General features: G+C 52.7%; 10 protein-coding genes. 6 read left to right on the top strand and 4 right to left on the bottom strand.

Annotation, left to right across the window (positions count from 1 at the left end; translation table 11 throughout):
* Positions 1-103 precede the first annotated feature (103 nt).
* The 4 genes from H9Q79_RS03830 to H9Q79_RS03815 form a co-directional block, all read right to left on the bottom strand.
* A complete protein-coding gene (locus H9Q79_RS03830) occupies positions 104-994 on the bottom strand; it encodes a hypothetical protein (RefSeq protein ID WP_118642613.1) in 891 nt (296 codons plus the stop codon).
* Between the two features lie 116 nt (positions 995-1,110).
* Entirely contained in the window at positions 1,111-2,769 is a 1,659-nt protein-coding gene (locus tag H9Q79_RS03825; RefSeq protein WP_249329216.1) for a 2-isopropylmalate synthase, read from the bottom strand.
* A gap of 536 nt (positions 2,770-3,305) precedes the next feature.
* Positions 3,306-4,478: a galactokinase gene (locus tag H9Q79_RS03820; protein ID WP_118642609.1), complete on the bottom strand. Its 1,173-nt coding sequence runs from the start codon at positions 4,476-4,478 to the stop codon at positions 3,306-3,308.
* Between the two features lie 66 nt (positions 4,479-4,544).
* Positions 4,545-6,080: a sodium/proline symporter gene (locus H9Q79_RS03815; protein WP_118642814.1), complete on the bottom strand. Its 1,536-nt coding sequence runs from the start codon at positions 6,078-6,080 to the stop codon at positions 4,545-4,547.
* Positions 6,081-6,485: 405 nt separating this feature from the next.
* Here H9Q79_RS03815 and H9Q79_RS03810 point away from each other — a divergent pair, with 405 nt between their 5' ends.
* From H9Q79_RS03810 to H9Q79_RS03785, 6 genes are read left to right on the top strand one after another with little or no spacing between them, the layout of a single operon-like run.
* Positions 6,486-6,806 (top strand): hypothetical protein, encoded by a 321-nt coding sequence (locus H9Q79_RS03810; RefSeq protein ID WP_118642607.1) that lies wholly within the window; start codon positions 6,486-6,488, stop codon positions 6,804-6,806.
* A gap of 6 nt (positions 6,807-6,812) precedes the next feature.
* Positions 6,813-8,831, top strand: coding sequence for a V-type ATP synthase subunit I (locus H9Q79_RS03805; RefSeq protein ID WP_118642605.1), 2,019 nt, complete (start codon positions 6,813-6,815; stop codon positions 8,829-8,831).
* Position 8,832: 1 nt separating this feature from the next.
* Positions 8,833-9,303, top strand: coding sequence for a V-type ATP synthase subunit K (locus tag H9Q79_RS03800; RefSeq protein WP_118642603.1), 471 nt, complete (start codon positions 8,833-8,835; stop codon positions 9,301-9,303).
* A 26-nt stretch (positions 9,304-9,329) separates the two neighbouring features.
* On the top strand, positions 9,330-9,932 hold the full coding sequence (locus tag H9Q79_RS03795) for a V-type ATP synthase subunit E (protein WP_249329215.1): 603 nt from the start codon (positions 9,330-9,332) through the stop codon (positions 9,930-9,932).
* A 26-nt stretch (positions 9,933-9,958) separates the two neighbouring features.
* Complete coding sequence (locus tag H9Q79_RS03790; protein ID WP_118642599.1) at positions 9,959-10,933, top strand: V-type ATPase subunit; 975 nt, start codon at positions 9,959-9,961, stop codon at positions 10,931-10,933.
* Entirely contained in the window at positions 10,926-11,249 is a 324-nt protein-coding gene (locus H9Q79_RS03785; RefSeq protein ID WP_118642597.1) for a V-type ATP synthase subunit F, read from the top strand. Before H9Q79_RS03790 ends, H9Q79_RS03785 begins: the two co-directional genes overlap by 8 nt.
* Positions 11,250-11,256 lie beyond the last annotated feature (7 nt).

Here is an 11,256-nt window from a genome sequence, read left to right as displayed (position 1 = left end):
TTCAAATCAGAGTCCAGACCTGAAGCAAGAAACAAATTCCCCGCAGCTTGCTGCAAAACGTCTTTCTTATTATAACACAGGCAGCCCATTCCCTGCAAATAACTTATTGAGTATAAAATCCAAATTCCACATAGCCTTCTGTCCAGTGTCCCACAACCAGGTATACATATCCCGGCTCCGCAGCTTTGATCACATACGAGCCCTCTTCTTCAGCAGCTTCCACTTTTTCACCGGCCGCACTGCTGTCATGGGCTTCCCATGCCGATACCGGCCATCTGGTAATCTCCACTGACTTCATATCACCGGAGGGAAGCAGCCGCAGATCCGCCGGTTCTTCCAGCCTGGCGTCTGCCAGCTCTTCCCATTCCAGGATGTGGCTGCCACAGGCTGCCACGTGCTGGGTTTCTCCATTTTCATCGCTGTAAGCCCATTCATAATTACCGGACGAAAGCAACATCGACGTAACTGCCAGTTTTGTAGTATATTCCACGCTCATGACAGGCAGTTCGCTGGGGTCAGGTTCCGCGTAGACCTGATCGATCAGCTCCTGATACTGACTGGCGTCTTCTTCCGTCCCTTCCTGTACCAGCACCATCCGGCTGACGCCTGGATACTGGCCCGGATAGCTCTCCAGCATGATACCGTTTCCATAGATTTCCACCAGGTCGCCTGCGCTCAGGTCGCTCTCTTCCAGCATCTCTCCATCCGCATTTGTAAACTCTTCCGGAATCGGCGCGGTGAAAAAGGTGCCGGCATTCACATCTATGAAATATCTATTTCCGCCCGGATCAACGAGAACCATCGCACAAATGGCTTCCGCAGCATCGTCTGAACCGCCGCCGTTTCCCGGCTCCGCACTCATGCTGCCGTCTGCTGTTTTTCCGGAATCCTCCTCAGAGGGCGTATCATTCGCATAATTCCCGGATCCGCAGCCATACAGCAAGAATACGCCGGCCAACAAAAGGAACAATAATTTCTTTACCGTCATTTTCATAGTAACTTCCTCCTTTTGCTTATATAGTGCTCAGAAAACGCAAAAACGTTGCATCCAAAATTCTTTGCTGTTCCAGACGGCAGCTTCGGCGCTGGCTTACAGAATGATACACAAATTTACCGGTTATTGATCGCCGTCACCAGAGCGTCGATGGAAGCCCGGATGATATCAGGGTCCACGCCGGCTCCCCACGCCAACGTCCCATCCGGTTTCCGAATACCCACATAGGCAATAGCCTTGGAGCTGGAGCTCTGGGTCAGCGCATGCTCCTGATATGTGACCAGATCAAATTTCAGATTATGCGCTTTCTTCAGCGCGTTGCTGACCGCATTCAGACGTCCGTTGCCTTCCGCAATTGTCTTCGTATACTGGCCGTTATAGGCAGAATTTACTTCCGCCTCAATCCGGCCGTCATTCAACTGTTTAAAGTGTACTCCATCAATGCTGTAAGGCTTCTTGACATTTTCAAATACAGTTTTAAACAGGCTGAAGATTTCATCCGGAAGCAGCTCTTTATGCAGATGATCGGACAGATCCTTCGCAGCATATCCCATGGCCTCCCGCATCTTCGGCGGCAGGTTCAGGCCGTAGTTTCTCTCCAGAATATATCCGACGCCGCCCTTCCCGGACTGGCTGTTGATCCGGATGACATCCGCATCGTAATTTCTTCCAATATCTGTCGGATCAATCGGCAGATAAGGCACCGTCCACAGATCGGTATTTTTCTCCTCCCTCCAGTGCATGCCCTTGGCAATCGCATCCTGATGAGAGCCTGAAAATGCGGCGAAGACCAGAGCGCCGCAGTAAGGGCTTCTTTCATTAATCTTCATATCCGTAAAGTTTTCATATTTCTCACAGATCCCCGGCATATCGGTAAAATCCAGTTGTGGGTCTACACCCTGGGCATACAGGTTCATGGCCAGCGTCACAACATCCACATTCCCGGTCCGCTCGCCGTTGCCAAACAGGGTGCCCTCGATCCGGTCGGCTCCCGCCAGCAGTCCCAGCTCTGCATCGCTGACGCCGCTGCCCCTGTCATTGTGAGGATGGAGAGAAAGGACTACGTTCTCCCTGTATTTCATGTTCTTGCTCATATATTCAATCTGGCTCGCATAGACGTGAGGCATTGACAGCTGAACGGTACTGGGCAGATTGATGATCGCTTTCCGGTCTGCAGTAGGCTTCCAGACCTCCAGAACTGCATTGCACACTTCCAGGGCATATTCCGGTTCTGTTCCCGTAAAGCTCTCCGGGCTGTATTCAAACCGGTAATCTGCGCCGCACTCCTCCGTCAGATCCTTCAGAAGCCTGGCGCCCTCCACGGCGATCTGGAGAATTTCTTCTTTGGACTTCTTAAAGACCTGCTGCCGCTGCGCAAACGAGGTGGAATTATACACATGGACGATGGCATTTTTGCATCCCTCCAGCGCTTCAAATGTTTTCCGTATAATATGCTCCCTGGCCTGTGTCAAAACCTGTACCGTCACGTCGTCCGGGATCAGGTTCTGCTCAATCAGCGCCCGGAGGAATTCATATTCCGTCTCCGAAGCCGCCGGAAAACCTACTTCAATTTCTTTAAAGCCAATCTGGACCAGGAGTTTAAAAAAATCCAGCTTCTGCTCCAGGCTCATGGGAATCACCAGCGCCTGATTGCCGTCTCTCAGATCCACACTGCACCACACCGGAGCATGCTCCACTGATTCCTTATTCACCCAGTCTGTATACCCTGCAGGCGGCATATAATACTGCCTCTGATACTTCTTGTAATTCATCATAATTTCAAATCCTCTCTTTCCATCTTTTCACATGTTCACGCGGATAACTACAAAGAGTCCGGCTTGCCGGACTCTCCGCCTGCGGCGGGTTGCATTTAGCAACATAATTCCATTCCGCCGCAGTGCGATCCTGCCCGGAGGGCTTTTTGTCAGACAGGAAATCCTTTCGAATTTCCTGCCTGACAAAAAAATCCTCCATCTCTGCATTACTGCAAGAGACGGAGGACTGATTCATCATCCTACGCGGTACCACTCTTATTTCACGGATTGCTCCGTACACTCACCGGATACGGATCTCCCGATCTTATATCCTCCCCCTCGTAACGGTGGGGCTCCGTCTGCATCTACTTTCCTGAGATTTCGGGCAGCCACTCGGAGGGCAGTTCCAGATGTTCCGTCCACTGCTTCGCATCGCCCAGCAGTTTTCTGAATTCAGGAATCAAATGTACTAATCCTCGTCATCGTATTTGTCTGTTTTAAATAACATATCACCATCTTTTTAAAATGTCAATCACTTTTTGACACTCATGCTGCATTTACCACAGCCTTCTGGCTCCGTCTCCTATCTCAGCAGCATAGATTTCCGCTGTTATACCCGTTTTCTCTCTGTATCTGCTGACGACCGTATCCCTGAACCGGTTAAAGGCATCCTGTTCCACAATACTGACTGTACAGCCGCCAAAACCGCCTCCGGTGATCCTGGAGCCGAGCACTCCCGGAATCTCCCAGGCGATTTCCACCAGCGTGTCCACTTCCCGACAGGACACCTCATAATCATCCCTGAGGGATCTGTGGGATTCGTTCATGAGCTTTCCGAATTCTTCTATTCTTCCCGCATTCAGCGCCGCCGCCGCCCGGATTGTGCGCCTGTTCTCATATACTGCGTGGCGCGCCCGTTTCTCACAGACGGTATCCTGGATTGCCTCTTTACAGCGTTCGAAGTCTTCCTCAGTCAGATCACCCAGCCCTCTGATGTCCACCGCCCGCTGCAGCATCTTCAGCGCCCTATCGCTTTCCCGCTTTCTGTCATTATAGGCGGAATCCACCAGACTGTGCTTTACTTTGCTGTTGGTAATTACTATCCTGGCGTGATCCAGCCTCGCGTTTACATACTCATAGGCCAGCGTGTCCGTATCCAGAAAGATAGCAGAGTCTTTCTTCCCCATCGCCGCTGCGAACTGATCCATAATTCCACAGTTCAGGCCGTTAAAATGATTCTCAGAATACAGGCTGATCACTGCAAGATCAGTCATCGCCAGTTCTTTCAGTTCAAAAAGCTCCCGCAGCGCCAGCGCGGCAGCCACTTCCAGCGACGCTGAGGATGACAGCCCGGCGCCGCTGGGAACATCACCATATACGAATACATCCAGGCCCTGGGTTATCTCGTATCCACGCTCACGAAACGCCCATATCACTCCCTTGGGATAATTCGTCCAGCCCGCCTCCTCCCGGCAGGCCAGATCCTCCAGATCTGATTCTATAACCCCCAGGCGGCTGAAATTCTCCGAGAAAAAACGCAGCCTCCGGTCCTGCCTCTTTCTTGCCAGCAGCCAGGTTCCGAAGCTCAGAGCACACGGCAGCACATGGCCGCCATTATAATCCGTATGCTCTCCAATCAGATTTACGCGGCCGGGAGCAAAAAAGCCACTAACGCCTTCCGCTCCGCCGTATATCTCCTGAAACTTCCCCACTAATTCATCCTTCGTCAAAGCTCTCCTCCACCTTTCTCCTGCGCTGACTCTGCCGGCACAGCATTCCGCGTAAAGAAACTCCCGTCATTTCATGGCCTTTACCCGGTCGAACTCCTCCACTACAGATTTTTCCGGAGCTTTTGTCAGAAGGCTTACGATTATGATCAGCGCACTGGCAACCAGGAATGCCGGCAGCAGCTCATAGATATCCCAGACGCCGCCCAGCGGACGGACCAGATATTTCCAGATAAATACCATCGCTCCGCCCGAAATCATGCCGGCCAGCGCTCCATACATATTGGATCGCCTCCAGAACAGCGCGAACAGGACAACAGGCCCGAAAGATGCTCCAAATCCGGCCCATGCAAAGGATACAATGCCGAATACAGAGCTGTTGCTGTCCCACGCAAGCACGACTGCCACTACAGAAATAGCAAGCAGGCAACCTCTCGCGATCATCATTAGTTTCTTCTCACTCATCTTCACCTTGAAGAAACCGGTAATGATATTCTGTGACACAGAGGATGACGCCGCCAGAAGCTGGGAATCTGCCGTTGACATGGTCGAAGCCAGGATCCCGGAGAGGATCACTCCGGCGAACAATGCGGCCAACAGCCCATTCTGGCTCAGCAGCTGAGCGATTTTAACGATGATCGTCTCAGACTGGGTGCCTTCCAGAGCAGGAACTGCGCCTACATTTGTCATGCCGAGCCCTATAATTCCGATCAGCACAGCTACCGCCATGGAAATCACCACCCAGATGGATGCCACTCTTCTGGAGATTTTCAGCTTACTGTCGTCTTCAATTGCCATAAACCGGAGCAAAATATGCGGCATTCCAAAATACCCGAGGCCCCAGGCCAGCGTCGATACGATGGTGATCAGGCCATAGCTGTCCGCTCCCCCTGTCGCCACATTGTGGACCTGCGTCATACTCAGATAGCCCGCCAGACCGGATGCATTTTCCATGACCGCGTCAAAGCCTCCGGCCACATGGACGCCAAACCCCAGCACAATCAGCAGGGCGACTGTCATAACGATACTCTGGATGAAATCCGTCGTGCTGGCGGCCAGAAACCCTCCCAGTGTTGTGTAGCCGACAATAACAATGGCGCTGAGAATCATCGCCACATGGTAATCCAGCCCGAAGAGACTGGCGAACAGCTTGCCGCAGGCCGCAAATCCGGAAGCCGTATAAGGTATGAAAAAGAGAATGATCACGACGGCCGCGATGAACATTAACACTCTCTTTTTATCATGATAGCGGTTTGAAAAGAAATCCGGAATTGTAATTGAATTACCCGCTACTGCAGAATATCTCCGGATTCTCTTCGCCACAATCAGCCAGTTCATATATGTACCGATTGCCAGGCCGATCGCCGTCCACCCGGCGCTCGCGATGCCTGTCAGATAAGCCACGCCAGGCAGCCCCATCAGCAGCCAGCTGCTCATGTCCGATGCCTCCGCGCTCATGGCTGTCACCAGCGGCCCCAGTTTCCGGCCGCCCAGATAGAAATCACCAACTGTTTCATTCTTCTTTGAAAATTTGAAACCGACTCCTAGCATGGCAACAAGATACAGAATCATAAAAATCAGCATTCCAATTTGTGATGTTGTCATTTTCCTCTCACTTTCCTCTCTCATTTTCGCTTTCTTGTATCACGAACCCGCTGTCTGCCGTCCTTTCTCCGCCAGGCCCCGTTTTCGCATTACCGTTTATTATACCATAGCATTAGCCAAATCACAATTCCGAATATCATTTGTAAATATATCGTTTAAATTCTAATTTTTAAGGCATAATAAATATGTAGAAATTTAGACATTTTTATAAAATTGTCAGGATTTTAACGTTTTTTCTTGATTTTTCCATACGAAAGTTTTATATTTTAAATAGCAGTGCTAATATTGCTTCGGAATATTCCGGTGGAAAGCAACTAAAACAATCCTCCGCCGGATTTTTTTTATTACTCAGGAAAGCTCTGCATTTTTTCTAATTAATATTGACAAGCAAAGGAAGGTGAAACGATGGCCAAAGAAACTATGGACGCCATCCGTCAGGCAGAAACCGCGGCGGAACAGGTGCGGCGAGACGCACAGGCAAGGGCTGACGCCATCCTGGCCGAAGCCCGTTCCCAATCGGAAGCCCTGCTGGAACAGGCAAAAAAAGATGCTGCCGCTGAACTGGCTCAGGCCCAAAAGACGGCCTCCGCTGCGGCTGCCCGTGAGACAGCCTCCGTACTGGACGAGGCCGCCGTCGCTGCCGCTGAACTGAAGGCCCAGGCACAATCCCGGGAGTCTGAAGCGGTGCGGCTGGTTCTGGATCATTTTTTGGAAGAAAGAGGGTGACGTCAAATGGCAGTGTTGCAGATGCAGAAACTGTATATTTGTGCATTAAAAAGCAACCGCAAGCAAATTCTTGAAGACCTGCAGCGGAGAGGCCTCGTCCAGATCGAAGCTTCCGGCGAGGAAGATCCCTTGTTCCAGCGAATGGATACCGCTCCTATGCGCACCGGATATGAAAAACGGGCCCGGACCGCTGAAGATGCTCTGAAAGTCCTAGATCAATACGCCCCGGAGAAGAGAGGGATGCTGGACTCCCTCAACGGAAAGACGGAAATCTCTCTGGCAGACTACGAAAAAAACGTAAAACAGCAGGAACAGTCTCTGTCCATTGCCAGCCACATCCTGGCCCTGCAGAAAAAGCTGACGGAAAGCCGCGCTCAGCAGTCCCGGCTCCTGGCCTCCCGTGAAAGCCTGGTGCCATGGATGCGGCTGGATCTTCCGCTGGATGCCAGGGGTACCAAGACCACAGCCATCCTTCTGGGCGCCCTGCCGGGCCAATGGACGCTGGAACAGCTCCAGTCCGCCCTGGTTGTAGATGCCCCCGGCCTGGAAGCATTTGATCTGGAAATACTGGGCAGCGATCCCACCCAGACCTGTATTTTTGCGGCCTGCCTCCGGGCTGACAGCGGGCAGATGGAGGACGCGCTGCGGAAGAATGGCTTTGCCAGGCCTTCCGTGCAATCTTCTCTGACTCCTTCCGCTTACGACGAAAAGCTCAGGAAAAAGTATGACGAGTCTCTGTCGGAAGAACAGGCGCTTCTATCTGAACTTGCCTCGCTTTCAACCGAACGCGGCCGCCTCCGTTTTCTGTCGGATTATTATACGATGCGTGCTGATAAATACCGGGTACTGGGACAGCTGCTCCAGTCCCGTCATGTATTTTTTATCACCGGGTACATCCCGAAACAAAACGCCGCCCGGCTCAAAAGCCATCTGGAGGACGCTTACTGCTGCACGGCTGAGCTGGAAGACATACCGGCTGACGAGAGTGCCCCGGTCCTGCTCAGGAACAACGGCTTTTCTGCCCCTACCGAGGGCGTCGTGACGTCCTATGGCCTCCCTCATAAAGGGGAAATCGACCCCACCGGGATTATGGCTGTTTTCTACTACTTTTTCTTCGGACTCATGCTCTCAGACGCCGGTTATGGAATCCTGATGACAGTGGGCTGCTTCATTTTCCTGAAGAAATACCCCCGGATGGCCCAGGGGCTGAAAAACATGCTGACCATGTTTATGTATTGCGGCATATCTACCACTTTCTGGGGCATTATGTTTGGAGGCTACTTCGGAGATGTCATCCCCGTTGTGGCACGGACATTTTTTCATACGGAGCTCACAATTCCCGCGGTCTGGTTCGTCCCGCTTGACGATCCCATGCGGCTGCTGATGTTCAGCTTTCTGTTCGGGATCATCCACCTATTCACAGGCCTTGCCATCAAAGGCTTCCTGCTGATCCGTGACCGCAAATATATGGACTGTCTCTGCGAGGTGGGGTTCTGGTATATGCTTCTGATCGGGCTGATCCTCATGCTGCTTCCCAGCGACATGTTCGCCTCCATGGCAGGCGTTACACTGATCTTCCCGGCCTGGCTGAATCTGCTGGCCAAAATCCTGGCAATCACCGGCGCGCTGGGAATTGTCCTGATGACAGGAAGAAGGCGTAAAAATTTCGGATTGCGCCTGGCCCTGGGGGCTTATGAGCTGTACGGCGCCACCAGCTGGCTTTCCGACGTCCTGTCCTATTCCCGTCTGCTGGCGCTGGGGCTGGCAACAGGAGTCATCGCTTCTGTTATCAATACGATGGGGGCCATGGCGGGCGGCGGCGTCATCGGTGCGATTGCGTTCGTGCTCATTTTCCTGGTGGGCCACACTCTGAATCTGGCCATCAATCTGCTGGGAGCCTATGTTCATACCAACCGTTTGCAATACGTTGAGTTTTTTGGAAAATTTTATGAAGGCGGCGGTGATGAGTTCCACCCGTTCTCCGCAGACTCTTCTAAATATTTTAAAATCAAGGAGGAAAATTAGAATGGAAAATTTAGGAATTGTGTTCGCATTGTTGGGTGTCGCCTGCGCCACTCTGTTCGCAGGGATCGGTTCCGCCGTGGGAGTTGGAATGGGCGGCCGTGCAGCGGCCGGCGTCATGACGGAGAAGCCAGAGCTTTTCGGTAAAGTTCTGATTCTTCAGCTGCTTCCCGGAACCCAGGGCATATACGGACTTTTAGTAGCTTTCGTCACCCTGAGCCGGATTGGCATCATCGGCGGAGGAGCCGTCGACCTGACACTTTCCCAGGGCCTTCTGTATTTCGTCGCCTGCCTGCCCATCGCCATTGTCGGCCTGTTTTCTGCCATCCATCAGGGCAAAACCTCTGTCGCTTCCATCGGGATGCTGGCAAAACGGCCGGATACCTTCGGAAAAGCCATGCTGCTTCCGGCCATGGTAGAAACTTATGCGATCCTGGCACTGCTGATCTCCATCATGGCAGTTTTCAACCTGTAACCTTTTTAAGATAAGGAGAGCTTGCAATGACTGGATTGGATAAGATTTTAAACCACATCGAAGAAGACGCCAAAAGCTCTGCAGACAAACTGATAGAAGACGCCAGACATCTGGCAGAAGCCATACTCGCAGAAGCAGAGAAAACCTCTGCGGAACAGGCAGAAGCTTCAAAAGCGGCAGCCTCGGCAGCAGCCCGTGACATTGAAGCCAAGGGCCGTTCTGCCGCACAAATGCAAAAAAAGAGAAGGCTCCTCGCCGTCCGCCAGGAGCTGATCGGCAGTATCATTGAAAAGGCACATCAGTCTCTGCATACCTTGGACGACGGTCCGTATTTTGAACTGCTTGCCCGCATGCTGGATCAATTCGTGCTGGAGGGTACGGGAGAAATCCGCCTGTCTGCCAGAGATCTGGACCGTCTGCCGCGAGACTTTCAGCGGACTATATCCGCTGCCGCCGGGAAGAAGGGCGGCACCCTGACTCTCTCCCACACGCCCTGTGATATTGACGGCGGGTTTCTGCTGGTCTACGGGGGCGTTGAGGAAAACTGTTCCTTCGATGCGATCTTCTCTGCCGCACAGGAACGCCTGCAGGACCTGCTTCACACATTCCTGTTCTCTGACCCTGCATAGCAGCCGGAACGCAAAGGAGGTTTTCAATGAGTAAAGATTATACCTATGAGGTTGCGCGCATCCGCACGCTGGAGCTGTCTCTTCTCAATTCCGCGGCCCTGGAACAGCTGCTGGCCGCACGCACCTATGAAGAGGCTCTGCATCTGCTGGCAGACAGAGGCTATGGTGATCCGGATCTTCCACTGACTTCCGGAGATCTTCTGGCTGCCGAAGAGAGGAAAACCTGGGATCAGGTGATGGAGCTGACAGACGATGTCTCCGAACTGAAGGTCCTGAAGCTGGCCAATGACTACCATAACCTGAAGGCAGCCGTCAAGCTGTCCTATACCGGCGCACAAATTTCACCGGAAAGACTTTTTGTCAGCGGCGGGACGCTCGATCCCTCCCTGCTCCTGAAAGCCATACAGGAACGGGAGTATTCCCTCCTGCCGGAACACATGGCGGCGGCCTCTGCAGCCGCGTATGATACACTGCTGCATACAGGCGACGGCCAGCTCTGTGATATGATTCTGGACCGCGCCGCCCTGGAAGCCGTCTATGAGGCCGGGGAACATGCTTCAGACGAGGTTTTGAAGCAATATGCGGTATCAACAGTAGTTACTGCCGATATACGCATTGCCGTCCGCTGCGGAGAGCTGGGCAAACCGCTGGATTTCATCCTCCGGGCACTGGCGCCCTGCAGGGAACTGGATACTACCCGCCTCTCTCACGCCGCTCTCGGAGGCCTGAAGGGAGTAGCCGAATACCTGGAACACACGGATTACTCTACTGCCGCTGAAGCCCTTCTGACTTCCACAGCCGCTTTTGAACGCTGGTGCAGCGACCTGGTGATCAGCCAGATCAAACCACAGAAGTCTAATCCATTTACCCTCGGCCCGGTGGCAGCCTATGTCCTGGCCAGGGAAAATGAAATCAAATGTGTGCGGATGATCCTTTCCGGCAAGCAGAACGGCCTGCCGGAACAGGTCATTCGGGAAAGGCTTGGAGAAATGTATGTATAAAATAGCAGTGATCGGTGATTACGACAGCATTTACGGCTTTGCCGCCCTTGGCCTTGCCACATTTCCTGCCGGCGACGCGGAAAGCGGAACCACCTTGCTCAGAAGACTCGCTCAGGGGGATTACGGCATCATTTATGTGACAGAAGCACTGGCGGCAATGATAAAAGATGAAATTGACAGATACGACGAACAGATCCGGCCGGCCATCATCCGTATTCCCGGCGTATCCGGGAATACCGGCGAGGGCATAGCACAGGTAAAGAGCTTTGTGGAGCGGGCCGTGGGTTCGGATATTATTTTTAACGAAGGAAATTAGAAAGGTG

The sequence above is a fragment of the Wansuia hejianensis genome (genome assembly GCF_014337215.1).
GTDB lineage: Bacteria > Bacillota > Clostridia > Lachnospirales > Lachnospiraceae > Scatomonas > Scatomonas hejianensis.
Note: the sequence above shows the minus strand (reverse complement) of the source record. Positions and strands in the feature narration are given on the sequence as shown.

Bases quoted from the DNA above. Each gene is read 5' to 3' on its own strand.
- H9Q79_RS03810 (WP_118642607.1), top strand. From the start codon at position 6,486: ATGGCCAAAGAAACTATGGACGCCATCCGTCAGGCAGAAACCGCGGCG.
- H9Q79_RS03830 (WP_118642613.1), bottom strand. From the start codon at position 994: ATGAAAATGACGGTAAAGAAATTATTGTTCCTTTTGTTGGCCGGCGTA.
- H9Q79_RS03795 (WP_249329215.1), top strand. From the start codon at position 9,330: ATGACTGGATTGGATAAGATTTTAAACCACATCGAAGAAGACGCCAAA.
- H9Q79_RS03815 (WP_118642814.1), bottom strand. From the start codon at position 6,080: ATGACAACATCACAAATTGGAATGCTGATTTTTATGATTCTGTATCTT.
- H9Q79_RS03785 (WP_118642597.1), top strand. From the start codon at position 10,926: ATGTATAAAATAGCAGTGATCGGTGATTACGACAGCATTTACGGCTTT.
- H9Q79_RS03800 (WP_118642603.1), top strand. From the start codon at position 8,833: ATGGAAAATTTAGGAATTGTGTTCGCATTGTTGGGTGTCGCCTGCGCC.
- H9Q79_RS03805 (WP_118642605.1), top strand. From the start codon at position 6,813: ATGGCAGTGTTGCAGATGCAGAAACTGTATATTTGTGCATTAAAAAGC.
- H9Q79_RS03790 (WP_118642599.1), top strand. From the start codon at position 9,959: ATGAGTAAAGATTATACCTATGAGGTTGCGCGCATCCGCACGCTGGAG.
- H9Q79_RS03825 (WP_249329216.1), bottom strand. From the start codon at position 2,769: ATGATGAATTACAAGAAGTATCAGAGGCAGTATTATATGCCGCCTGCA.